Source organism: Pseudonocardia sp. DSM 110487, assembly GCF_019468565.1.
Taxonomy (GTDB): Bacteria; Actinomycetota; Actinomycetes; order Mycobacteriales; family Pseudonocardiaceae; genus Pseudonocardia.
Genome location: NZ_CP080521.1, coordinates 3,329,928 through 3,353,090, shown reverse-complemented (window position 1 = coordinate 3,353,090; position 23,163 = coordinate 3,329,928). Strand labels below are relative to the sequence as shown.

Annotated in this window: 26 protein-coding genes; 12 read left to right on the top strand and 14 right to left on the bottom strand. The window is 73.0% G+C overall.

Annotation, left to right across the window (positions count from 1 at the left end):
* Positions 1-78 precede the first annotated feature (78 nt).
* Both K1T35_RS15625 and cei read left to right on the top strand, forming a co-directional pair.
* The gene (locus K1T35_RS15625) at positions 79-1,188 is read left to right on the top strand and encodes a phosphotransferase family protein (RefSeq protein WP_255621943.1); all 1,110 of its coding nucleotides are present in this window, start codon (positions 79-81) and stop codon (positions 1,186-1,188) included.
* Complete coding sequence (gene cei / locus K1T35_RS15620) at positions 1,185-1,844, top strand: envelope integrity protein Cei (protein ID WP_220260877.1); 660 nt, start codon at positions 1,185-1,187, stop codon at positions 1,842-1,844. The genes K1T35_RS15625 and cei overlap by 4 nt, the downstream gene beginning before the upstream one ends.
* 31 nt (positions 1,845-1,875) lie before the next feature.
* On the opposite strand, the gene K1T35_RS15615 is transcribed toward cei, so the two are convergent.
* A complete protein-coding gene (locus K1T35_RS15615) occupies positions 1,876-2,769 on the bottom strand; it encodes an inositol monophosphatase family protein (protein WP_220260876.1) in 894 nt (297 codons plus the stop codon).
* Positions 2,770-2,793: 24 nt separating this feature from the next.
* On the opposite strand from K1T35_RS15615, the gene K1T35_RS15610 reads away from it, so the two are divergent.
* Complete coding sequence (locus K1T35_RS15610) at positions 2,794-4,410, top strand: RNA polymerase sigma factor (protein WP_370645380.1); 1,617 nt, start codon at positions 2,794-2,796, stop codon at positions 4,408-4,410.
* 70 nt (positions 4,411-4,480) lie between these two features.
* On the opposite strand, the gene K1T35_RS15605 is transcribed toward K1T35_RS15610, so the two are convergent.
* The 7 genes from K1T35_RS15605 to K1T35_RS15575 form a co-directional block, all read right to left on the bottom strand.
* On the bottom strand, positions 4,481-5,689 hold the full coding sequence (locus K1T35_RS15605; RefSeq protein WP_255621941.1) for an RNA polymerase sigma factor: 1,209 nt from the start codon (positions 5,687-5,689) through the stop codon (positions 4,481-4,483).
* The gene (locus K1T35_RS15600) at positions 5,686-6,087 is read right to left on the bottom strand and encodes a YciI family protein (protein WP_220260875.1); all 402 of its coding nucleotides are present in this window, start codon (positions 6,085-6,087) and stop codon (positions 5,686-5,688) included. Before K1T35_RS15600 ends, K1T35_RS15605 begins: the two co-directional genes overlap by 4 nt.
* A 168-nt stretch (positions 6,088-6,255) precedes the next feature.
* A complete protein-coding gene (locus tag K1T35_RS15595) occupies positions 6,256-6,810 on the bottom strand; it encodes a CBS domain-containing protein (RefSeq protein ID WP_220260874.1) in 555 nt (184 codons plus the stop codon).
* A gap of 88 nt (positions 6,811-6,898) precedes the next feature.
* A complete protein-coding gene (locus tag K1T35_RS15590) occupies positions 6,899-7,702 on the bottom strand; it encodes a hypothetical protein (protein WP_220260873.1) in 804 nt (267 codons plus the stop codon).
* 94 nt (positions 7,703-7,796) lie between these two features.
* Positions 7,797-9,506 (bottom strand): GAF domain-containing protein, encoded by a 1,710-nt coding sequence (locus K1T35_RS15585; RefSeq protein ID WP_220260872.1) that lies wholly within the window; start codon positions 9,504-9,506, stop codon positions 7,797-7,799.
* A 121-nt stretch (positions 9,507-9,627) separates the two neighbouring features.
* On the bottom strand, positions 9,628-10,179 hold the full coding sequence (locus tag K1T35_RS15580; protein ID WP_220260871.1) for a hypothetical protein: 552 nt from the start codon (positions 10,177-10,179) through the stop codon (positions 9,628-9,630).
* A gap of 137 nt (positions 10,180-10,316) precedes the next feature.
* Positions 10,317-10,727, bottom strand: coding sequence for an HPF/RaiA family ribosome-associated protein (locus K1T35_RS15575; RefSeq protein WP_220260870.1), 411 nt, complete (start codon positions 10,725-10,727; stop codon positions 10,317-10,319).
* Between the two features lie 147 nt (positions 10,728-10,874).
* Here K1T35_RS15575 and K1T35_RS48865 point away from each other — a divergent pair, with 147 nt between their 5' ends.
* The 5 genes from K1T35_RS48865 to K1T35_RS15555 all read left to right on the top strand — a co-directional run bounded on the left by K1T35_RS48865 (position 10,875) and on the right by K1T35_RS15555 (position 15,123).
* The gene (locus tag K1T35_RS48865; RefSeq protein ID WP_255621939.1) at positions 10,875-10,997 is read left to right on the top strand and encodes a hypothetical protein; all 123 of its coding nucleotides are present in this window, start codon (positions 10,875-10,877) and stop codon (positions 10,995-10,997) included.
* Complete coding sequence (locus K1T35_RS15570; RefSeq protein ID WP_220260869.1) at positions 10,994-12,025, top strand: DUF2157 domain-containing protein; 1,032 nt, start codon at positions 10,994-10,996, stop codon at positions 12,023-12,025. The genes K1T35_RS48865 and K1T35_RS15570 overlap by 4 nt, the downstream gene beginning before the upstream one ends.
* A 688-nt stretch (positions 12,026-12,713) precedes the next feature.
* Positions 12,714-14,312 carry a TROVE domain-containing protein gene (locus tag K1T35_RS15565; protein ID WP_220260868.1) on the top strand — a complete coding sequence of 533 codons (1,599 nt, stop codon included), beginning with the start codon at positions 12,714-12,716 and terminating at the stop codon, positions 14,310-14,312.
* 337 nt (positions 14,313-14,649) lie between these two features.
* Positions 14,650-14,901 carry a hypothetical protein gene (locus tag K1T35_RS15560; RefSeq protein WP_220260867.1) on the top strand — a complete coding sequence of 84 codons (252 nt, stop codon included), beginning with the start codon at positions 14,650-14,652 and terminating at the stop codon, positions 14,899-14,901.
* A gap of 3 nt (positions 14,902-14,904) precedes the next feature.
* On the top strand, positions 14,905-15,123 hold the full coding sequence (locus tag K1T35_RS15555; RefSeq protein WP_220260866.1) for a hypothetical protein: 219 nt from the start codon (positions 14,905-14,907) through the stop codon (positions 15,121-15,123).
* A gap of 10 nt (positions 15,124-15,133) precedes the next feature.
* On the opposite strand, the gene K1T35_RS15550 is transcribed toward K1T35_RS15555, so the two are convergent.
* Together K1T35_RS15550 and K1T35_RS15545 are read right to left on the bottom strand one after the other, a co-directional pair.
* Positions 15,134-15,406 (bottom strand): hypothetical protein, encoded by a 273-nt coding sequence (locus K1T35_RS15550; RefSeq protein ID WP_220260865.1) that lies wholly within the window; start codon positions 15,404-15,406, stop codon positions 15,134-15,136.
* 118 nt (positions 15,407-15,524) lie between these two features.
* On the bottom strand, positions 15,525-16,160 hold the full coding sequence (locus K1T35_RS15545; RefSeq protein WP_220260864.1) for a hypothetical protein: 636 nt from the start codon (positions 16,158-16,160) through the stop codon (positions 15,525-15,527).
* Positions 16,161-16,339: 179 nt separating this feature from the next.
* Here K1T35_RS15545 and K1T35_RS15540 point away from each other — a divergent pair, with 179 nt between their 5' ends.
* The 3 genes from K1T35_RS15540 (at position 16,340) to K1T35_RS15530 (ending at position 20,103) form a co-directional block, all read left to right on the top strand.
* Positions 16,340-17,407 carry an LLM class flavin-dependent oxidoreductase gene (locus K1T35_RS15540; RefSeq protein WP_220260863.1) on the top strand — a complete coding sequence of 356 codons (1,068 nt, stop codon included), beginning with the start codon at positions 16,340-16,342 and terminating at the stop codon, positions 17,405-17,407.
* A complete protein-coding gene (locus K1T35_RS15535; protein ID WP_220260862.1) occupies positions 17,404-19,104 on the top strand; it encodes a sigma-54-dependent Fis family transcriptional regulator in 1,701 nt (566 codons plus the stop codon). The genes K1T35_RS15540 and K1T35_RS15535 overlap by 4 nt, the downstream gene beginning before the upstream one ends.
* Positions 19,105-19,236: 132 nt before the next feature.
* On the top strand, positions 19,237-20,103 hold the full coding sequence (locus K1T35_RS15530; protein ID WP_220260861.1) for a DUF559 domain-containing protein: 867 nt from the start codon (positions 19,237-19,239) through the stop codon (positions 20,101-20,103).
* Positions 20,104-20,174: 71 nt separating this feature from the next.
* Here the strand turns inward: K1T35_RS15530 and K1T35_RS15525 are convergent, their stop codons facing one another.
* Positions 20,175-20,492 (bottom strand): metalloregulator ArsR/SmtB family transcription factor, encoded by a 318-nt coding sequence (locus K1T35_RS15525; RefSeq protein WP_304940855.1) that lies wholly within the window; start codon positions 20,490-20,492, stop codon positions 20,175-20,177.
* 136 nt (positions 20,493-20,628) lie between these two features.
* Between K1T35_RS15525 and K1T35_RS15520 the strand changes: the two genes are divergently transcribed.
* Positions 20,629-22,548 (top strand): heavy metal translocating P-type ATPase, encoded by a 1,920-nt coding sequence (locus tag K1T35_RS15520; RefSeq protein ID WP_220262622.1) that lies wholly within the window; start codon positions 20,629-20,631, stop codon positions 22,546-22,548.
* Here the strand turns inward: K1T35_RS15520 and K1T35_RS48860 are convergent.
* The 3 genes from K1T35_RS48860 to K1T35_RS15505 are packed head-to-tail and all read right to left on the bottom strand — an operon-like array spanning position 22,518 to position 23,145.
* Positions 22,518-22,676, bottom strand: a complete 159-nt coding sequence (locus tag K1T35_RS48860) for a hypothetical protein (protein ID WP_255622594.1) — start codon at positions 22,674-22,676, stop codon at positions 22,518-22,520. The two genes, K1T35_RS15520 and K1T35_RS48860, sit on opposite strands and share 31 nt — an antisense overlap.
* Positions 22,625-22,927: a PIN domain-containing protein gene (locus K1T35_RS48855; protein ID WP_255621934.1), complete on the bottom strand. Its 303-nt coding sequence runs from the start codon at positions 22,925-22,927 to the stop codon at positions 22,625-22,627. Before K1T35_RS48855 ends, K1T35_RS48860 begins: the two co-directional genes overlap by 52 nt.
* Positions 22,924-23,145: a hypothetical protein gene (locus K1T35_RS15505; protein ID WP_220260860.1), complete on the bottom strand. Its 222-nt coding sequence runs from the start codon at positions 23,143-23,145 to the stop codon at positions 22,924-22,926. Before K1T35_RS15505 ends, K1T35_RS48855 begins: the two co-directional genes overlap by 4 nt.
* Between the last annotated feature and the right edge of the window lie 18 nt (positions 23,146-23,163).

Below are 23,163 nucleotides of genomic sequence, written 5' to 3'. Positions count from 1 at the left end.
AACCCAGGGCGCGGGCGTCCACACTCCTGCCCGTGTCGCCCAGAGGTGGCGTCCACATGCGCGGTTAGGGTTCCCAGCGTGGCTGTCTCTCCCGAACGCGGGGATCGCGCGCACAGCGGCCCCGCGCCGGTGCCGGGGGCCGACCCGGTTGCGGTCGGCGCATGGCTCGCCGACCAGCTCGGCGACGAGCGCTGGCATGGGTGTGCGCTGCATCCGATCGGGGCCGGCCGGTCGAACCTGACCTACCGGGTGGAGAGCCCGGCAGGCGCGGTGGTGCTTCGCCGTCCGCCGGTGGGCCGGGTGGCGGCCACGGCGCACGACATGGGGCGCGAGCGGCGCGTGATCATGGCGCTGGCCGGTACCGCCGTCCCGGTACCGCGCGTGCTGGCGGCCGCGGCGGGCGGGCCACCGGTGGACGCACCCTGCTACGTCATGGAACTCGTCGAGGGCGTCGTGCCACTGGGAGAACTTCCACCCGGATGGGCGAGTTCCGATGACGAGCGTCGCCGGGTGAGCACCGCGCTCGTCGACGTGCTCGTGGCCTTGCACGCCGTCGACCCCCACGAGGTCGGGCTGGGCGACTTCGGCCGGCCGGAAGGTTTCCTCACCAGGCAGGTGAGCCGCTGGGTGGCGCAGTGGGAGCAGGCCCGCGACGGCGTGCCGACGGATGCAGCCACGGCGGCCGAGCTGTCCGGCCTCGCCGAGCGGCTCGCGGCCACCGTGCCCGCCACCCAGCGACACACGATCGTGCACGGCGACTACCGCATCGACAACTGCCTCTTCGACGCCCACGACCCGGGGCGCATCCGCGCGGTGCTCGACTGGGAGCTCTCGACGCTCGGCGACCCGCTCGCCGACCTCGGACTGCTGCTCGTCTACTGGCACCAGGCCGACGAGCACCCGGTCTGGCGGGCCGCGCAGCACCTGTCGAGCCCCACCCGGCTGCCCGGCTTCCTGCGCCGCGACGAGGTGGCGGCCGCCTACGCCGCGGGATCAGGCATCGACCTCGCCCCACTGCCGTGGTACGTCGCCTTCGGCGCGTTCAAGCTGGGCGTGGTGCTCGCCGGCATCCTCGCCCGCGTGCAGGCGGGAATGGTGCCGGCATCCATGGCCGCCGGGCTCGACGGCAGCCTCGCCCCGCTCGTCGCACTGGGCCAGCACGTGCTCGCGGAGGGACTCGACCGATGACCGCTGCCCGTACCCGCCCCTACCAGCGCCGCAGGCGAGGCCCGGTGCTCGTCGTGGTCAGCGTGCTGGCCGTGCTGGCGATCACCACGTGGACCGTCGTGCTCGTCAACGCCGGCGGCGCGTCGAGCGCGACGTCGTGCCCGGTACCCAACCCGCCCGCGGGCGAGGTGCTGTCCACCGGCGCCCTCGACCAGGTGACGCCGGCCCCGCCGGCTGCGGTCGAGGTGCAGGTGTTCAACGCGGGCGGGCAGCGCGGGCAGGCAAGCCTCGTGGCCGCACAGCTCGGCGACCTCGGGTTCTCGGTCAAGGGGACGGGCAACGACCCGCTGTTCCCGAACGAGAACATGGAGTGCTACGGCCAGCTGCGCTTCGGCGCGGCCGGTGAGGCCGCCGCCAGCACGCTCACGCTCGTGATGCCGTGCGCCGAGCTGGTGCGGGACGGCCGACCGGACGCAGGGGTGGACATCTCGGTGGGCACCGGCTTCGGCGACTTCAACCCCGGCCGGGCGGCGCGCGACGCGCTCGACCAGCTCACCGAGCCCGGCGGCGGCACGGACGGAGCGGCGAACGCGGACCCGAACGCCGCCGAGGCCGCCCCCGCCCCGACGACCGTGGACCCGGAGCTCGTCGAGGAAGCGCGCGACGCCAACTGCTGACCGACCCGGTGGTCGAGTAGCGCCGGGCGACTCAGACGTCCGCTGCGCCGTGCTCCCGGGCCAGCGCGGCGAGCTCCTCGGCAATAGCGGGGGTGGCGGCGAAGAGGGCGTCCGCTCCGAGCCCGTCGTCGGGGGGCACGCTGCCCGTCGGCCCCGGCGTGCGCACGAGGGCGCCCGCCTCCTGCGCGATCAGCGCGGCGGCCGCCCAGTCCCACCAGTTGCAGCCGTGCTCGAGGTAGGCGTCCGCCCAGCCTGCGGCGACGGCGCACAGGTCGAGCGATGCGGAACCGGCCCGCCGCACGTCCCGCACGTGCGGCAGCATGCCGCCGATCATGCGTACCTGCCGTACGCGGCGCTCGGGCCGGTAGGAGAACCCGGTGCCGAGCAGCGACAGCGACAGGTCGGTGGCCCCGGACACCCGCAGCGGCCGCCCGTCGCAGGTGGCGCCCTCGCCCGCCGCGGCGCTCCACAGCCGCCCGGAAGCCGGCTCCATCACGGCACCCGCCACCGACACGCCGTCGCGGACGGCGGCGACCGAGATCGCGTACCACGGCATGCCGTACAGGAAGTTGACCGTGCCGTCGATCGGGTCGACGAGCCAGACGGTGCGTGACTCGCCCGCGGTACTCCCGTGCTCCTCCCCCACGACGACGTCGCCGGGCCGGAGCGCGCCGAGCCGCTCGCGAATGAGGGACTCGACAGCGTGGTCGGATTCGGTGACGACATCGGTCGGTGTGCTCTTCGTGGCCACGCCCGTGCCGCCGAGCTCGTCCCATGGGCGCGGCAGCTTCCCGAGGTGCTCGGCGGCCTCCGTCACGATGTCCTCGGCGACGCGGCGCAGGTCGGCCGGCTCGTCGCCGGCGAGCGTCGCCGGCTGGGCGGGAGTGGTCGGAGCGGTGGGACGGGCCTCGTTCACGGTGACCATCCGACCACATCGCACCGCGCGTGTGTGCGCACCAGTGGCCCCGGAGCGACCACCGGGCGCAGCTTCGGACACCCGGAGCACGCGCAGTTACAATGGCGCAGTACCCCGAAACGGGATGGCCCCGAAGACTTGACAGCGGACGCCATCCGTCGAGGTATCGCACAACATCTCGTCCAGCAGCCGGAGCTCGACGTCTCCCGGCGCACCATAGAGCGCACGCAGCGAGAGGGCCTAGTGGCAGCCGCAGACTCCGCAACCCGCATCGACCCGACCGTCGACGAGGCGGCAGGTCCCGCACCTGCTCGCCGATCCGGCAAGCGGTCGAGCGCATCCGCCAAGACCGGCACCACCCGGTCCCGCTCGGGTGCCACGAAGGGTGGGGCCGCCAAGCCGGCGGCCAAGTCCACGAAGAAGGCCGACCCGGCCGCAGAGGGCGAGCCCACCGACCTCGACGGCGAGGTCGAGCTGGCCGACGCCGAGGTCGGTGAGCTGGAGGACGTCGAGGTCGAGCTCGAGGCCGACCTCGCGGACGACGTCGCCGAGGACGTGGCGGACGACGATGACGACGACGATGACGACGACGAGGAGCCGGCCAACACCGGCGCCAACCGTCGCGCCCCCACCACCCGCAGCTCGCAGCAGAAGCAGTCGGCCGACTTCGTCTGGGACGAGGAAGAGTCCGAGGCGCTGCGGCAGGCCCGCAAGGACGCCGAGCTCACCGCTTCCGCCGACTCGGTCCGCGCCTACCTGAAGCAGATCGGCAAGGTCGCGCTGCTCAACGCGGAGGAGGAGGTCGAGCTCGCCAAACGCATCGAGGCCGGCCTCTACGCCGCGGAGCGGATGCGCCGCGCGATCGACGCGGGCGAGAAGGTGTCGCCGCAGATGCGCCGCGACCTGCGCTGGATCGTCCGCGATGGCGAGCGCGCCAAGAACCACCTGCTGGAGGCGAACCTCCGCCTCGTCGTGTCGCTGGCCAAGCGCTACACCGGCCGCGGCATGGCGTTCCTGGACCTGATCCAGGAGGGCAACCTCGGCCTGATCCGCGCGGTCGAGAAGTTCGACTACACCAAGGGCTACAAGTTCTCCACGTACGCCACCTGGTGGATCCGGCAGGCCATCACCCGCGCGATGGCCGACCAGGCCCGCACCATCCGCATCCCGGTGCACATGGTCGAGGTCATCAACAAGCTCGGCCGCATCCAGCGCGAGCTGCTCCAGGACCTGGGCCGCGAGCCCACGCCGGAGGAGCTGGCCAAGGAGATGGACATCACCCCGGAGAAGGTGCTGGAGATCCAGCAGTACGCCCGGGAGCCCATCTCGCTGGACCAGACCATCGGCGACGAGGGCGACTCGCAGCTCGGCGACTTCATCGAGGACTCCGAGGCGGTCGTCGCGGTCGACGCCGTCAGCTTCACGCTGCTGCAGGACCAGCTCCAGTCGGTGCTCGCCACGCTGTCCGAGCGCGAGGCGGGCGTCGTCCGGCTGCGGTTCGGCCTCACCGACGGCCAGCCGCGCACCCTCGACGAGATCGGCCAGGTCTACGGGGTCACGCGCGAGCGGATCCGGCAGATCGAGTCCAAGACCATGTCGAAGCTGCGCCACCCGTCGCGGTCGCAGGTGCTGCGCGACTACCTGGACTGAGACTGATCTAGCGTTGAGTTCGGTGACCAGCGAGAATGCTGGTCACCGACTACCACGCGATCACGCAATGTCATAGCGATCGCAGCCGGGCCGCCCGCATCGTGAGGTACTGCCGCTCGGGGAGGTTCACCGCGCGGGCGGCAGCGGCGGCGTAGTGCCGGGCGGCGGCGGCCGAGTCCCCCGCCTCTTCCAGCAGATGCGCGCGGACGGCGTCGAGGCGGTGGTGCCCGGCCAGCCGCGGAGCGACCTCGTCGAGCAGCGCGAGCCCGGCGCCCACCCCGTCGGTCATGGCGACGGCGACGGCTCGGTTGAGCGTGACGACCGGGTTGTCGGTGACACGTTCGAGCAGCTCGTAAAGGACCCGGATCTGGGCCCAGTCGGTGTCGGCGGCGGTCGGGGCGGCGTCGTGCACCGCAGCGATGGATGCCTGCAGCTGGTACTCCCCCACCACCCCGGCGCGGCGCGCCGCCACCGCCAGCCCGATGCCCTCGACGATCGCGGCGCGGTCCCAGCGCGTGCGGTCCTGCTCGGCGAGCGGGACGAGCTCGCCATCGGGCCCGGTGCGCGCGGGGCGGCGGGCGTCGGTGAGCAGGAGCAGGGCCAGCAGGCCCGTCACCTCGGGGTCGGCGGGCAGCGCGGTCTGCAGCATCCGGGTCAGCCGGATCGCCTCGGCGGCCAGGTCGACGCGGTGCAGCCCGGCTCCGCCGCTGCTGGTGTGCGCCTCGGTGAACATCACGTAGAGAACCCGCAGCACCGCTTGCACGCGCCGGCCGCGCTCGTCGTGCTCCGGCAGGGTGAACCGCGCTCCGGCCTCGGCGACCTTGGCCTTCGCCCGGCTGATGCGGGTGCCCATGGTCTGCTCCGGCACGAGGAACACCGCGGCGATCTCGGCCGTGGTCAGCCCGCCGACCGCGCGCAGCGTCAGCGCGACGGCCGAGCTGGGCGTGAGCACCGGATGGCAGCACAGCACCAGCAGCCGCAGCGTGTCGTCGGCGTCCGGGACGGGGGCGGCCGCGGGTTCCAGCGCGACGTTCTCCTCGCGACGGCGCCGGGCAGCCGCCGCGCGGTGCTCGTCGACGAGCTTGCGGGTGGCGGTACGAATCAGCCACGCGTGCGGATGCTCGGGCACCCCGTCCCGGGGCCAGTGCTGGGCGGCGACGATCAGCGCCTCCTGGACCGCGTCCTCGGCGGCGGCGAAGTCGCCGTAGCGCCGCACGAGCACGCCGAGGACCTGCGGCGCCATCCGGCGCAGCAGGTCCTCGATCGGCTGGTCGTTCACGCGTCCGCCGAGAACGTGAACATCACCTGCCGGACCTCGATGTGCTGGCCCATCGGCTTCCCGCCGGGCCCCGGGGCGGCCGAGACCGCCGCCGCGATCTCCAGCGCGCGCTCCTCCGACTCGACGTCGATCAGCTGGTAGCCGGCCAGCAGCTCCTTGGCCTCGGGGAACGGACCGTCGGTGACGACAGGCGCGCCCGCGCCGTCGGCTGTGACGACCTTCGCCAGCTCGGGCCCGGTCAGCGCGTTCATCTCCACCAGCTCGCCGTTCGCGGCCAGCTCGGCGTTGAGGGCGCGCAGGCACTCGAAGTGGGCCGCCACGTCGGCGGGGTCCCACTCACTCGCGTGCGGCACGTCGAGCGAGCGGTCGTGCTTGGTCAGGATCATGAAGCGGGTCATCGGAGGTCTCCTTCGTTCTCGGGTTCGGACGCAGCAGGAACGGAGCCGGTTGCAGCGCTTCGACATCCCCTCGAAGTGACCTGCATCACTCAGGCCGGGTTGTGCAGCACGCACCCGCTGCCGGTTCCTGCGCGTCGCCCCCGCCCAGCTCGGACGGCTCGCGTGTCGTCACTCCCAGCCGATCGACCCGTTCCACGGCACGCCGTGACCGTATGCGTCGGACCGCAGGGCCTCCAGCTCGGCCGTGCGCTGGAGGTCCGTCATGGCGATGATCCCGACCACGCGGCCGTCGTGCTCGACGACGATGTCGCGGCCACGGCAGTGCGGACGCCGCAGGACGTGATCGAGAGGCATGTCGCGGTCGACGACGAGCGCGGCCGGTACGGGACGGGCCACGTCGGCGACGGTCGTCGTCGGGCGGGTGTTCGGATCGATCGCGGCGATCTCGGCGAGGTGCAGGCGCCCGACCAGCCGTCCGTGGACGTCGACCACCGGGAATGCGCGGTGCCGGGGCCCGTCCGGGCCGAGCAGGTGCTCGACGAGGGCCTGCACCGTCCACCACCCGGGCGCCAGGTAGGGCCGGGGCGTCATGACGTCGGCGGCGACGTACCCGCCGAGCCGGCCGGCGAGCGTTGCACGCGCTCGGGCGCGCGACCGGCCGGTGCCCGGCAACACGATTCGCAGCAACGCCGCACCGGCCCGCGCGATCGACACCGCCTTCACCACCACCTGCTTCTCACCCCGGCTCCTCGGCCATTCCCGGTTTCCCGCTCCGATGCTCGCCGACACGAATCGGGGCGACGAGGGCCCCTCATGCGGGCTCCTGCTCCGCTCCCCCGGCCTCGTCCGGCGGCCTGACCCGCACCAGAACCTGCTCGGTCAGGCCGATCCCCGCGTCGGCCGCCTGCGGATCCGCGCCCAGCTCCTGCGGCCCGGCCAGCACGCCTGCCGAGACGCCGAGCGCGCTCGCGGTGCAGAACAGGCGTTGCAGGGCCTGGCCCGCCATGAGATCGGCCGCGGGCAGCTCGCCGTGACTACCGAGGATCGCGACGAGCGAACCGGGTGGCGCGATGTCGGCCGGGTCGCCGGCCGGCAGGCGCCGCAGTCGCTCGCCGTCGGCCGAATCGACGACCGTACGCAGCCAGGCGCCTTCGGCCTCGACGGCCGAGCGCAGCTGTGGCATCGCGAGCGCGACCGGAACACCCGGCTCGGGCACGCGGGCCCTCACCAGGGTCTCGAACAGGACCCGCTCGTCCCTCGTCGGACGGGACGGGGTCCCGCAACGCACGATCGCGAGCACACCACGGACCCGGCCGCTGGGGAGCAGGGCCGTGACCGGCCGGAACCCGGACGCACCCACGGCGAGCCGCACGGCGAGCAGCGCGGACCCGGCGGCGACGCGCGTGGCCCTGAGCACGGGCGCAGGCAGGTGCGGCGCCCACGCGGTGCGCAGCTCGATCCCACCGCCCCTCGTGACGACCCACCACCTGCGCGCACCCGGGAAGGGCCGTGCCGCCACCTCGGTGAGGCACGCGTCGAGCACGGCTGCGAGCGGCGACGCACGGCCGCTCGGCGACAGGCCGGCCGGTCGGCGTGCGAAGTGCTCCGCGGTCACCCCGACAGCCTGCAGCCGGCCCACTCGGCCGGACCACGGCCGGACGTCCCGCAATCCACGGCCTTCGGCCCCGACCTGTCCAGCACGGCGCCTGTCAGCACAGCGGGACCCGCCAGCTCAGCCGCGTGCCGCCGCCCGGTCCCGGGCGCACGTGGAAGGTGCCTGCGCACTCGTGCGCCCTGGCCTCGAGGTTGCGCAACCCGCTGCGGGCCGCGGCCGGGTCGATCCCGCACCCGTCGTCCGTGACCTCGATCAACAGCTCCTCACCGGCCTCGATGGCGAGCGTCACCGACCGTGCCGCGGCGTGCCGGGCCGCGTTGCTCACGGCTTCTCGCACGACCGCCACCGCGTGCACACCGACCTCCGGCGGGACGAGCGTGTCGACGGCCCCTGCGATCCGCACCGACGGGGACAGGCCGTGCCCCTCGGCCGCATCGGCGGCGGTGTCCAGCAGTCGGCGCCGGAGCCCGCCCGCGGCGCCGTCGCCGGTGGTGTGCAGGTCGAAGATGGACGTGCGGATCTCCCGCACCGTCACGTCGAGCTCGTCGACCGCCTGCTGGATCCGCCGCTGCACGGCGGGGTCCGGGCTGCGCCGCAGCGTGCTCTGCAGCTGCAGCCCGGTGGCGAACAGCCGCTGGATGACGCGGTCGTGCAGGTCGCGGGCGATGCGGTCGCGGTCGCCGAACACGGCGAGCTGCCGCTGCGCCCGGTTCTTCTCCCCCAGCTCGAGCGCGAGTGTGGCCTGTTCGGCGAACGAGGTGAGGAGCGGTACCTCGCTCGGCTGGAACGGCTGCGTCTCCCGTCTGCGCAGCGCGACCAGCACTCCCATCACCCGGTCCTGCGAATGCAGCGGAACCGCCACGGTGGGCCCGAAGTCGAGGAGCGCATCACCGGCCTCACGCAGCCCTCCGACGCTGCCCGCGAGCACGGCGGTGCGCCCGTCGACCACCTCACGCAGCAGCGGATCCCTCGCGTCGATCGCGCGTCCTACCAGGTCGACGCTCTCCATGCCGCGTTGCGCCCCGACCGTGAAGCCCTCGTCGGCCCCTGCGGGCCCGAGCACGATGAGCGTGGCCTCCGAGCCGGTCAGCTCCTGGGTGCGCAGCGCCACGAGACCGAGCGCGTCCGCCTCGGTGGCGCCGGACAGCAGCTCGGCCCGGATCTCCCCGGAGGCTTCCAGCCACGCCTGCCGCAACCTGGTCTGCTCGAAGAGGTCCGAGTTCTGCACCGCGATCCCCGCGGCGGCGGCGAGTGCCTCGAGCACCACCTCGTCGTCGGCGGTGAACTCGCCGCCGCTCTGCTTCTCGGTGAGGTAGAGGTTGCCGTACACGGAGTCCCGCACCCGCACCGGAACGCCGACGAAGCTGTGCATGGGCGGGTGGTTGGGTGGGAAGCCGACGGAGGACTCGTGCGCGCTCAGCTCGGCGAGCCGCAGCGGCCGCGGATCCAGGATGAGCTGGCCGAGCAACCCCTTGCCCTCGGGGAGCCGCCCCATCCGTGTGCGGGTCTCCTCGTCGACCCCGACCGTGATGAAACGGGCGATCCCGCCGTCCGGCGCGAGCACGCCGAGCGCCCCGTAGCGCGCGTCCACGAGCGTGACGGCGGACTGCACGATGCGCTGCAGGGTGGCGTCCAGTTCGAGACTGGTGGCGACGGCGAGCACGGCATCCAGGAGGCCCTGCATCTGGTCGCGGATCTGGACGATCTCGGCCAGCCGCTCCTGCACGCCGTGCAGCAGCTCGTCGAGGCGCAGCCCCGCGAGGCCGTTCCGTCGCGCGTGCGCCGCGGCGAGGTCGTCCGACATGCCGAACTCCAGATCCTCGACCCCCCGACGTAGAGTGAACACCAATTCGGCGCGATGCGGGAGTGAGTCCGGCGCCTCGGTGGTGGTTTGCCGTGCCGGCCGGCATCGGCCACGTCGGCCCTCACGCACCGCGGCGCCACAGCGGTTCGACGCGCGCCCAGTCCTGCTCCCACCGGCGGGAGTTCACCCGCGCCGTCACCGAGCGCACCCCGAGCCAGCTCGCGACGAGCAGCGTCGCGCCGGCGCACAACACGCCGATCGCGGCGACTATCCCGCCGAAAACGGCGTTCACCGGGCGCAGCGGCGGCGGGGTGATCCTCCCCGTGGCATCGATCCACAGACCGACCTCGGTGCCTGCCCGTGCGGAGTGGGTCACCACGACGGCGCCGGTGTGCTCCAGCCCGGCTCGATCGGTCCAGCGCGCCGGGACCGTCGCCAGCCGGTGCATGCCGTAGTCGCCGGTCATAAGGATCACGTCCTCGAGCAGCACGGCACGCACCTGGGACACCGACCCGCCGTCATCGACGCGCGCGGCCTCCCTGCCGTGCACCGCGATTCCGGTCAGGCAGGCACTCCCGACCACCAGCAGTGCCGCGATGGCCAGGAGCCATGCGACGAGATCTTCGACGCGATCGGTGGGGCGCCGCGGCAGGCGGCACGGTGCTTCGGACATCGCGCTTTCCTCCGCTCGTTGCGGCCGACGGTGCACCGGACTGACTCGGTCCGACAGGACCGATCGTCACGCCGTCACCGACCACACCCACTCGCGCAGCAGCGCACGGCGGTCCACCGACGCGGGCCCGGAACGGGTCACCGGTTCTCCTTCTCCCCCGATCCCCGCCCGCCCGGGAAGCCGTGCCGCCATTCGTGTGGCTCGCCGTGGTACATCCGCCCGCGGCGGGCCTCCCAGTGCAACGCGGCCCGCCGCAGCCGCTCGGCGAGCCGGTCCACCAGTCGGTCGACCGCTTCCCTCGGCGTCGAACCCGTGCACCGCACGTGCAGCAACGTTCCCTCGAGATCGACGTTCGCCGTCGCGGTGACGGGACGGCCCCGGGTGGGCGGTGCCGGGCGGGACACGCGCACGCGGCAGAACAAGACCCTGCGATCGGCCCGGGCCAGTACGGCGGCGGCCTTCTTCCCCGCGTACCCGCGCAGGTCCTCGCCGATCGGGCCGTGCAACTCGACCACCACGTCCGCGGGTGCCGGGCCTTCTCCACTCATGAGCGGACGCTGTCACCGGCCTGTTCGCGCGGACAGGGCCGTCGGACCCGGATTCCTCGGGCCGATCGGCAGATCGTGGCTGCCCGTTCGGCGGAATGCGCCGGTCCGCGCCAGCGCCGCCGGCTGCGCGGGACCACCATTCGGGTCATGACGTCAGAGGTGCCGATGAGCGAGCGGATCATCAGCACGGCGCGGCAGCGAAGCGGTCGCCAGAGCGCCCCGGGGATGACGGCCCGCGGAGCGGGCGAGCGCAGCGAGGGCGGGCGTTGAACGACGGCGCTGACCTGGCCGATCGTCTCCGGCGCTGGGTCGGGAGCGGCCTGATCACCCCGGATCAGGCGGAGCGGATCCTCGCGGCGGAACAGCCCGTCGAGCGGCCGTCCCGGGCGCCGCTGGTGGCCGAGGCGCTCGGTTACGTCGGCGGGGTGCTGGTGCTCATCGGCGCCGTGACCGCCACCGACCGGTACTGGTCGCAGATCGGTGTCGGCGGACGGCTGGGCATCGCCTTCGGTGCCGCCGCGCTGCTGCTCGCCACCGGTGCCTTCGTCCCGGCTCGGCGCGCCGATGTGGGGCGAAGGCTGCGCGGCGTCTGCTGGCTGGTGTCGGCGGCCCTGTTCGGTACCGGTCTCGCCCTGCTGGGTGACGAGGTCCTGGATCTGCCAAGCGAGTCCGTCACGCTGCTGGCCGCCGCGGGCACCGCCGCCTACGCCGCGGTGTTGTGGTGGCGCCACCGCGGCGTCCTGCAGCAGGCCGCGCTGCTCGCGGCTCTCGCCGTCGCGGCGGCATCGGCCGTCGTGCACCTGCCGAACGGCGACGACGACCCGGTGACGGGCCTCGCGGTGTGGGGGGTCGGCGTCGGGTGGTCGGTGCTGGGCTGGGGCCGCGTGATCGCCGCGCGGACCGCGGCGTACGTACTGGGCGGCGCCGCCGTCGTGCTCGGGGCGCAGTTCACCGTCGAGGCCGGGTGGGTCGCGGCGCTGGCCGTCGCGTCCGTGGTCGCGCTGGTGGCGGCCGGTGCGTGGCTGCGCGAGCTCGTGCTGCTCGGGGTCGGCGCGGTCGGCACCCTGATCACGGTGCCGGCGGTGCTCGGGCAGTACTTCCCGGACACGCTCACCGTTCCCCTCGCGCTGGTGGGATGCGGGGCGCTCCTCGTGGCCGCGGCGGCCTACACCGCACGCCTGCGCCGCGCCGCCGCGCCGCCGAGGAGACAGGCCGAGGGCACGAGGGTGGCCGCACTCGCCGCGGTGATCGTCGTCGTGGTGGCGGTGGTCGTCGCCGTGCTCGCGCTCGGCCGGTAGTCGTGACGATGGTCCGGGGGCCGCTCAGCCGTCGCTCCCCAGCACGGTCGTGCGGCCCCCGGGCCCGCCGGAGGTGCCCGGTTCTGACACCGGGCCGCCGCCGCGCCTGCCGACCGTGTCCCCCATTGGACACGTCGGCGGCTGCAGGCTGTCCGTCCCTCCAGCGTGCACAAGCGTGACGGATCGGACGCGCGCCGGGACAGGGTCCAAGGACCCTGTCCGGAGAGGGCAGAACGGCAGCGTGGCGTCCGGTCCAGTAATTCCCTGCGTGCCCGCCCTGTATCGCGTTACAGTCCTCGGCGAGGACGGGCCGGAGACGGTCGGTTACCCCTTCCGTAGGGAGAGGTTGCGGGTTCGAATCCCGCCTCCCCGGCATGGCCGGGGAGTAGCTCAACCCGGTAGAGCGCTCAACCCCGGCGGTCACAACACGCCCGTCCTCGCACAACTGGATATCGAAGGACGGGCCGGAGGTCGTCGGTTATCGGATCCATGGGTTGCGGGTTCGAGTCCCGCCGCCGGCCCGGCCGGTGTAGCTCAATCGGCAGAGCAATGGCACCCCGGCGACCGCACACACGCCCGTCCTGCTTGCAGATCGGCCCTGCGGGCCGGATGCGGTCGGTTACCGCTTTCAACGGATCCCCCGGCCGCGACCCACACGCCCGCAGGGCCTACCCACGAGGAGGCCCCTGTGGACCCGCTCACCGCCGTCACCACCCGCCAGACCCCGCAGACCGAGCCCGCCGACGCCCGGCAGAAGCCGAACGCGGCGGGCGGCTACGCGTTCGCGCTCGGCGACGACGCGCGCGTGCACCGGTTCCTGGTGCTCGGCACCGACGGCGGCACCTACTACACCTCGGAGCGCGAGCTCACGAAGGACAACGCCGAGGTCGTGCTGCGTGCCGCACGCGAGCGGGGCGAGTGGCTGGTCGCGCAGGTCGTCGCCGTCTCCACCGCGGGCCGGGCGCCGCGCCAGAACCCCGCGATCTTCGCGCTCGCGGCCGCCTCGGCGCTCGCGGACGACGCGGGCCGCAAGGCCGCGTTCGCCGCGCTGCCCGCCGTGTGCCGCACCGGCACCCACCTGTTCCTGTTCGCCCGCTACGTCGAGCAGTTCCGCGGGTGGGGGCGCGGCCTGCGCAGGGCCGTCGCCGGGTGGTACCTCGACCGTCCGGTCGACGACGTTGCCTACCAGGCCGTGAAGTACCGGCAGCGGGAGGGCTGGTCGCACCGCGACCTGCTGCGCCTCGCCCACCCGGATACCGACGATGCGGCCCGCCGCGACCTGTTCCGGTGGATCGTCGCCGACGAGCCGGCCGCCGATGTCCCGCCGCTCGTGTCCGCGTTCGTCGCGGCGCAGACCGCGTCCATCCCCGAGCTGATCGAGCTGATCGGGGCGCACCCGCTGTCGTGGGAGATGCTCCCGGACACCGCGCTCGGCCGGCCCGAGGTGTGGCGCGCGCTGGTGGAGAAGGGCATGCCGCAGACCGCGCTCATGCGGCAGCTGCCCCGGCTCACCCGCCTCGGCGTGCTCGACGGCGACACCCGCCGCACCGTCGTCGCGCAGCTCGCCGACGCGGACCGGCTGGGGAAGGCCCGCGTGCACCCGGTGAACGTCCTCGTGGCGCTGCGCACGTACGCGAGCGGGCGCAGCGCGCGTGGCGACGGCGAGTGGCGCCCGGACCGCCGGGTCGTCGACGCGCTCGACGCCGCGTTCTACGCCGCGTTCGGCACGGTCGAGCCGGCCGGGAAGCGCACCCTGATCGCCCTGGACGTGTCCGGGTCGATGACCGCGCCAGCCTCGGGGCTGCCGATCTCCTGCCGGGAGGCGTCGGCCGCGCTCGCGCTCGTCACGATGGCCACCGAGCCGGACGTCGACGTCGTCGGGTTCACCAGCGCATCCCGTGGCGGCTGGGGCGGGCCGACGGTGCTCTCCGAGCTGCCGATCAGCCCGCGCCAACGCCTCGACGACGCGATCCGCGCCGTGTCGAACCTGCCGTTCGGCGGCACGGACTGCGCGTTGCCGATCCTGTGGGCGCAGGAGCAGGGGAAGGCGTACGACTCGTTCCAGGTGTACACCGACAACGAGACGTGGGCCGGCTCGACCCACCCGCACCAGGCGCTGCGGCGCTACCGGGAGCACAGCGGGATCGACGCCCGGCTCGTCGTGGTCGGCATGACCGCGTCAGATGTGAGTATCAGTGACCCGAACGATCCTGGGTCATTGGACGTCGCCGGGTTTGATGCCGCCGTCCCCAACCTGATCGCGGACTTCTCCCGCGGCGATGTCTGAGACGGAGGTTTGCTCGACGTGCGGGGTGGAGAAGTCGATCGAGGACTTCCCAGCCCGCACTGGTGCAGGCAAGATCAAGAAGCGACGAATGTGTCAGGCATGCCGTAACGCAGCGGACTACGCGAAGTCAAAGCGGTGGGCCGAAGCGAACCCGGAGGCCGCTCGGGAACGCTCCCGTCGCTACGACCAGCGGCACAATGCCTCCCGGCGCGCCCGGTGGCACATGGACCCGGAGTACCGCGAGCGGAACAAGGCAGCCGCCAAGAGGTGGCGCGCGCGGAATCGGGAGACGTATCTCCCGAAACTGCGAGAGCGGAATCGGCAACTCCGTCGTGCCGTGATCGAGCTCTACGGAGGGACGTGCGGTTGCTGCGGTGAGTCCACGGTGGAGTTCCTCGCGATCGATCACGTGAACGGCGGCGGCAACCAGGCCCGAAAAGCGGGTGAGCTGGCCGCGAGCCTGTGTCGCAAGCTCCTGGACCACGGACAACCGCATCCGGACTACCGCTTGCTCTGTCACAACTGCAACTCTGCCCTGGGCTACTACGGGTACTGCCCGCACCAGACGCCCTCCGATGAGGTGGGCTGATCGATGTCCGACCCCAGGGCCGTGCAAGCCCGCGAGGCGCACCGCCTCGCGGGCGACGCGGAACGGCTCGCCGCCCAGCACCGGGCGCAGCGCGACCGGCTCGTCCGGCAGCTGCGGGCCGAGGACCCGGCGCGGTGGTCCTACACCGCGCTGGCCGGGGCGGTCGGGTGCAGCCCCGAGCTGATCGCGGCGATCGTGAAGGGCCGCACCCGCACCTCGTGACCCGCTGCGGTCAGGCGTCGAGCTCGGTCGCGGCGACGGCGTGCACGGGCGGCGCCTGGATCCCGAGCTCTCGTGCGATGGCCGGGATCTCGGGGTCCGCGAGGAACCCGTGGTAGTCCTTCGCATCCCAGTCGAAGACGGACCACACCCGGTGCGCGTCCTCGGGATCGAAGTAGACCCGGGCGCCCCGGCAGCCGTGCTCCCGCCGCTTCTCCGCTCCGACGGTCTCGAAGACCTCCAGGAACCGATCGGGGTCAGCGACCTTGGCGATGGTGACGATCATTCCTGCTCCTGAGCACCGTGGACGACTTCCCGCCAGTCGAGCAGGACCCTAGAACCTCGACTCTGGCGGAGGTCAAATGCTCGGTCGGCACCTGTCGGACACGGCCGGGCGACCACAATCAAGATCCGCGAGACACGGGCTGGTTCTCGAGCACCCAGAACCGCTCGCCACGCGAGGATTCGAGCTTGGCGAGGAGCTCCAGGTGGATCTCGCGGACCCGCTCGGCGGTGATCGCCTCGGCGGGGTCGACCTCCTCGATCCGCACGCTGGTCGGGTCCTCGTACAGGTGCTCGCCCGCGAGGCGGCCGCGCTCGTCGTAAGGCCAGACGAACGCCTGGCGACTGGACACGTGGTAGAGCCGGTCCGGGTCCGGCACGTCGTCGTAGCCGACGGCGCGCAGGTCCGAGCCCTTGGCGAGCTGGTGGAAGGTGAGCTCGTCGGCCACGCCCCAGTCGGCCACGGCGAGGCGGTCGTCGGAGTTCCACAGCACCGAGTTTCCGACGCTGTTGTAGAACGCGACGACGCCGTCCTTGCCCTCGATCACGGCGGGGTGGGCGCCCCATGTGACCCGGTAGACGGGATGGTCCACCATCATGTCGGGGGCGACGATCTTGTCGAACTGGCCCGATCCCTCGAGGTGGACGTGGCGCCAGAAGTTCAGCAGGATCGCCCGGTGCAGCGGCTCTGTTGTCTTCTCGAGCAGCTCCGCGGTCGGCGTCATCGTCTCGTACAGGGCCTTCTCGAAGCGGTTCATGGCCGTCCTTGTGGTGGGAGTCGTCCGGGCCAGGCTGGCCACGGGGCGTCGAGCCTGTCCAGGACGGTGGCGCAGGTGTTCCCACGATGACGGGTGCCGTGCACTGCGCGTCGTCTCATTTCTGAGACGCCACTCCCGCGGGGCAGCATTACCGTTCCCGGGCAGGAGGTGGACATCCAGTGGTGAATGTCGGCATCAACCTCGGCTTCGGAAAGCTCGATCCGGATATCCAGGACACGCAGATGTACCTCGAGGAGCTCGACCTCGCGGTACGGGCCGAGGCACTCGGCTACGACACGGTGTGGGTGGTGGAGCACCACTTCGAGGACTACTCGCTCTGCCCGGACAACCTGCTGGTGCTCGCGCACCTGGCAGGCCGAACCTCGACGATCAAGCTGGGCACGGCCGCGGTGATCGTGCCGTGGAACGACCCGCTCCGGGTGGCCGAGAAGGCCCTGATGGTCGACGCCATCTCCGGCGGACGGCTCCTGCTCGGGCTGGGGCGCGGCCTGTCCCGCAAGGAGTACGTGCCGTTCCGCATCACCCTCGACCAGACGAGGGACCGCTTCGACGAGGCCGCCCCGATGATCTTCGAGGCGGTGGAGACCGGCGTCATCGAGGGCGACGGCCCGTACTACCCGCAGCCGCGAGCCGAGTTGCGGCCGCGGCCCGCAGGCTCGTTCCGCGCCCGCCGCTACATGGTGGCCGGCTCGCCGGACTCGATCGTCATGGCGGCGAAGCTGCGGGCCGCGATGATGTCGTTCATCGTCCGCCCGGTGCAGGACCTGATGCCCGGCTTCACCCGGTACCGCGAGCTGTACGAGGCGGAGCACGGCGAGACGGCGCCGCCGATCAGCCTCGCCGTCAACATGTACTGCCACGAGGACATCGAGGTGGCCCGCGAGCGGCACTGGCGCTACGTCAACCGGTTCTTCATGTCGAACGTCGAGCACTACGAGATGGCCGGGGAACACTTCGCGGGCCTCAAGGGCCACGAGCGGTACGCCGCGAACGCCGCCCACTTCCGCGAGATCGGCCTGGAGAAGGCCGCCGACGACTACGCCGCCACCGCGCTGTGGGGCGACCCGGAGCAGGTCCTCGGCCAGATCGAGGCGATCAGGGACGTCCTCGGCGACTTCGCGCTCTCCCTCAGCGCGTCGTTCGGCGGGATGCCCTACGACCAGGTGCGCGAGAGCCTCGAGCTGTTCGCCCGCGAGGTGCTGCCGAAGGCACGCAGCCTCGGATGACACCCCGCGTCCCGCGCACCACCGCCGAGTGGGACCGGGTCCGGGAGGCCAAGCACAACGTGCTGGCGCGCGACCCGCTCTCCGTCGACCCTGCCGACTACCCCGATGTCCGTCCCGAGGTGGTCGCCTCGTGGCGGCGCTCGATGCTCGCGGGCGTCGATCCCGGGGCGCGCGAGTACGTCCTGGACGAGGAGTTCCAGCCGGGCACCCGGCTGGCCGCCGTCGCACAGCCGATCATGGACCGGCTCCGGGACGAGATCGCCGATCTCGGCTCGTGGGGGTTCCTCGCCGACCGGGCCTGCCGGCTGCTCACGGTGGTCGTCGGGGACTTCCCGACCGCGAACCGGGTGCACCGGCAGAACCTGCGCGCGGGGATGGCCTTCGCCGAGGACGTCATGGGGACGAACGGGATGGGCTGCGCCCACGAGACGCAGCAGCCGTTCATCATCTCGGGCACCGAACACTTCCGGGCCGACACGGAGATCCTCACGACCACCGGGGTGATCATCCGGGACCCGTTCACCAAGCGGCACGTGGGGACGTTCGGGGCCCACTGCCTGCGCGAGTACGGCTCGGCCGCGCTGCTGCCCCTCGTCGTCGAGATCGGCCGCTCGATCGAGGCGCAGCTGGAGCGCAGGGCCGACGGTGAGCGCGAGGTGTTCGACGCCTACTCGGCCGCCGCGCGGCGCCATCGCGGCCTCGTCGTGGCGGTGAGCAGGCGGCTCTCCGTGGTCAGCACCCAGGCCCGCACCCTCGTGCGGGAGGCGGACGAGGAGCTGCTGCGCAGGCTCGCCGATGAGGCGGGTGAGCGAACCCGCACCGTACGCAGGCGCCTGTCCTCCGGGGTCACGGCGAACATCCAGATCCTGCCCGTGCGGCAGCCGAGGGGCGAGTTCGCCGCTGTCCTCGTGCTGGAGCCGGTGGAGACGCAGGGCAGACCACTCGGGAACGCCGGCGAGGACCGGGCGGTCGACGTCCGCGCCTGCCTGTCCCACGCGCTCCGGGAGGGCCGCCCGGTCCTGCTGGCCGGGGAGCGGGGGTGCGGCAAGCGCCACGAGGCGCGGACGGCGCTGCACGCGGTGTCCGACCGCGTCGTGGAGCTGGAGGCGCGCCGCGCGCCCGACGACTGGTTGCAGGGGTTCGCGGCGGCCCTGCGGACGCCCGGCACCGGGGTGCTCCTCGGCCACATCACGGAGCTCCCGGCCGAGCTCGCAACGCCCGTCGCGACCCTGCTCGACGGCGCCCGCGGCCCGATCGTCGCCACGACCGCAGAGGACGCGGACCTCGCCGTCGTCCGCGAGCGGTTCCCGGTGGTACTGACCGTCCCGCCGCTGCGGGAACGCCGCGACGAGCTCGCCGCGTTGTGCGCGGACCTCCTCGCCGACCTCGGCGACGAGCCGGTTCACCTGACCCCGAGGGCCGCGGCGGCGCTGGCGGCGGGCGACTGGCCGGGCAACGTCCGGCAGCTGCTGCAGGTGCTCGCGAGTGCCCGGATCCGCGCGGCGGGCCCCACCATCGACCTCCCGGACCTGCCCGGCCACCACCGGACGCCCCTGGACGAGGTCCAGCGCGCGGAGCGCCGGGTGCTGATGGCCGCACTGCGCGAGGCAGGAGGCGACCGCAGCGCGGTGGCGAAGCGGCTGGGGATCTCGCGGGCGACGGTGTACCGCAAACTGAAGCGCTACGAGCTGCGGTGAGTACCGGGCGTTGATCAGCGCGATCGGGACCTGGCGCCCATATGCGGACGCCAGGTCCCGTTTGCGTCGATCAAGGCGACCAGTTCAGCCGAACGGCCACGAGAGTGGGGCCTCCTCGCCGATGCTGGCGCCGTGTCCTTCGAGGCGCTCGTGGAGCAGCAGGCTGGCGTCGTGTCGCTCGCCCAGGCCGTGACCTGCGGGATATCGGCCTCCACCGTGCGCCGGTGGGTCGGGGAAGGCCGGTGGAGGCGGGTGCGCCCCGCTGTCTTCCTCGTGGGTGGGCACCGCTACACCGACGAGGCGCGCGTCCGGGCGGTCGCGCTCTGGGCCGGACCGCAGGGCGTGATCACCGGGCCCGCGGCCGCGTACTGGCACCGGATGCTCGAGCAGGCCCCGGCCTTCATCGACCTGACCGTGCCGGCCGGACGCAAGCCCAAGCCGCCGGCGGGAGTTCGTCTTCATCGCCGCGACCTGGACCCGGCGGACGTGCGGCAGCGGTTGGGTGTGCGGGTGGCGGCCAGGCCGTTCGCCGCGCTCGAGACGGCGGTGGCCCTGCCCGACGGCTCGGTGTTCCTCGACCGGGCGTTGCAGAAGCACGTCCCGTTCGCCGAGGTCTACCGCGCCTACTGCCGCAACATGGGACGGCCCGGATCTGCCGCGGCGGGTCGGCTCCTGGTGGCCGCGGCCGACCGGGCCGACTCGGCTGCGGAGCGGCTGCTCGTTCGGCTGCTGCGGGAGGCGGGGATCGGCGGCTGGGTGCTCGGTCACCCGCTCGGCCCCTATCGGATCGACCTGGCCTTCCCCGCGCAGCGGGTGGCCGTCGAGGTGGACGGCTGGGCGTACCACGTCGACCCGGAGCGGTTCCGCAACGATCGGCGCAAGGGCAACTTCATCACCCGCAGCGGATGGGACCTGCTCCGCTTCACCTGGCACGGACTCCACACCCAGCCGGCCGAATCGCTGCGGGAGATCACCGACACCCTCGCCCGCGCGGCATGATCACCGGGAGCGGGACCTGGCGCCCGTATATGGGCGTGAGGTCCCGACTCTGACGATCAACCCCGGCGGGATCAGCGAGGCGCGGCCTGCGTGCCCAGTGCCGCCGCCAGCAGGGCCGCCACGTCGGCGTCGACCGCCGTGTAGTGCACGAACGTGCCGTCCCGTCGCCCCCGCACCAGGCCCGCGAGGCGCAGCTTCGACAGGTGCTGGCTGACCGCGGTGGGGGTGGCGCCCACCAGCTCGGCGAGGCAGGCGACCGACGTCTCACCCTGCGACAGCGCCCAGAGGATCTTCACCCGCGTGGGGTCGGCGAGCAGCCGGAAGCGCTCGGCGGCGGCCTGGGCCGCGTCGTCGCCGGGCATGTCGAAGTCGGGCAGGGTGCCGTGCACGTTCCGAGGGTAGCGGAGACCACAACTATGTGACTGCCTTTGAACCTTCGCATATGCGCAGGTACTGTTCCGACCCGTGGTCATCCTGGAACGTCCCGCCGCGCCCGTCGCCCGCCGTCGCGCCGCGATCCACACCATGCCGGAGGTGCGGTGGGCCACCGCGTCGCTGGCGCTCTTCGCGGCCGGCGGCGCTGCCCAGCTGGCCGGGGCGCCTGCGCCGGTCTGGTGGGCGCTGTACCTCGCCTGCTACGCGGCGGGCGGCTGGGAGCCCGCGCTGGCCGGGCTGCGCGCGCTGCGCGAGCGGACGCTCGACGTCGACCTGCTGATGGTCGTGGCCGCGATCGCCGCCGCGACGATCGGCCAGGTCTTCGACGGCGCACTGCTGATCGTCATCTTCGCCACGTCCGGCGCGGTGGAAGCCGTGGTCACCCGGCGCACCGAGGAGTCGGTGCGGGCGCTGCTCGACCTCGCCCCGGACCGCGCCACCCTGCTGCGCGACGACGACACGGAGGTCACCGTCCCGGTCGCCGACCTCGCCGTCGGCGACGTGGTGCTCGTCCGCCCAGGCGAGCGGGTGGGCGCGGACGGGGTCGTGGTCTCCGGGATCAGCGAGGTCGACCAGGCCTCGATCACCGGCGAGGGCCTGCCCGCCACGAAGCGACCCGGCGACGAGGTCTTCGCCGGAACCGTGAACGGCACCGGAGCGTTGCGGGTCGCCGTCCAGCGCGTCGCGGCGGAGTCGGTGGTGGCCCGCATCGCCGCGATGGTGGAGGAGGCCTCGGCCGGCAAAGCACGCACCCAGCTGTTCATCGAGCGCGTGGAGCAGCGCTACTCGATGGCCGTGGTGGTCGGCGCGCTGGCGCTGGTCGCGATCCCGCTCGCGTTCGGCGCGGCCTTCGAGCCGACGCTGCTGCGCGCGATGACGTTCATGATCGTCGCGTCGCCGTGCGCGATCGTCCTCGCGACGATGCCGCCGCTGCTCGCCGCGATCGCGAACGGCGGGCGGCGGGGTGTGCTCGTGAAGTCCGCGGTGGCGATGGAGGCGATGGGCCGGACCACCGTCGTCGCGTTCGACAAGACGGGCACGCTCACCGAGGGCAGGCCGCACCTGGAGTCGGTGACGCCGCTCGACGGGTTCGACGAGGACACGGTGCTCGCGCTGGCCGCGTCCGCCGAGCGCCCCAGCGAGCACCCCCTCGCCGGCGCGATCGTGCAGGCCGCCCGCGAGCGCGGGCTGCCCGTCGCCGACGCCGCCGACTTCAGCTCCGTGCCCGGCCGCGGTGTACGCGCCACGGTCGGCGGGACGGCCGTCGTCGTCGGCTCACCGACCATGTCGGACGGGTTCCCGGAGGCTCCGGTCGCACGGCTGGAGGCCGACGGGGCCACGGTCGTCGTCGTGATCGCCGACGGCCGCCCGGCCGGCCTGCTCGCACTCGTCGACCGGCTCCGCCCGGACGCGGCCGACACGGTCGCCCGGCTCGCGGAGCTGACCGGCAACCCACCCGTGCTGCTCACCGGGGACCACCCGGCCGCAGCGGCCCGGGTCGCCGACGCCGTCGGGATCGCCGACGTGCGGGCCGGGCTCCTCCCCGACGCGAAGGCCGCCGCCGTGCGGGAGCTGCAGGAGGCCGGGCATCGGGTGCTGCTCGTCGGAGACGGCGTGAACGACGCCCCCGCGCTCGCCACCGCCGACGCCGGGGTGGCGCTGGGCGGGCGAGGCATCGCACTGGCCGTCGAGACCGCCGACATCGTGATCGTCCGCGACGACCTCACCACCCTGCCGAACCTGCTCGGCCTCTCCCGCCGCGCCCGCCGGGTCGTCGTGGCCAACGTGACGATCGCGGCCACGGTGATCGCCGTACTCGTGACGTGGGACCTCGTCGGCACCCTCCCGCTCCCGCTGGGTGTGGCCGGGCACGAGGGTTCCACGGTCGTGGTGGCGCTGAACGGGCTGCGCCTGCTGCGCGCCGCGGCATGGCGGCGCGCCGGGCGCCGGCGGCCCGTCAGCGCGCAGACGGGCAGCGATCAAGGCAGCAGCGCGAGCGCCTCGACATGACGCGGGCGCACAACTCCGAAGTGCCGATGGTCGAGCGTCGCGACGGCGGGCAGGTTGAGCCGCTCCGCCAACGCGATCACCGACGCGTCCACAGTGCCGAGGGGTAGATCGGCGTACTTCTCGACCAGCTCGGCGATTCGCTCGAGATCGGCCGATGTGCTTCCAGCATCGTGAACAAGCCGGAACGCACGTCTGCGAGGAATGCCAGCTCCGCATGGGTCCCACGCCGCCGCTCCACGAGCATGCACACCTCCGTGAACACGGTCGTAGGGACGAGCAGCGGCCCTGGATAGTGGGCTAAGAAATCCCGACACCTTACGTGGTGATCGTCTCGATCGTTGATCAAGGCAACGATCGGGCCCGTATCGACGACGATCACTCCTGCGGCGCGCCCTCGTGCTCACCGCCCGCTCGCAGGATGTCCTCCGACCGCTCCGCGAGATCACGCTCGGCGTTCAGCGTGCCTGCACTCGCGAATCGCCGCGGCGCCGTTGGGGGCGGCTCGTCGAGGCTGGCACGGAGGAGCTGCTCCACCACCGGCAACCGCGCCTCAGGCACGGCATCGACCAGGCGATGTACATCCTCGCGGGTGGACATGATGACAGTTTCGCACGT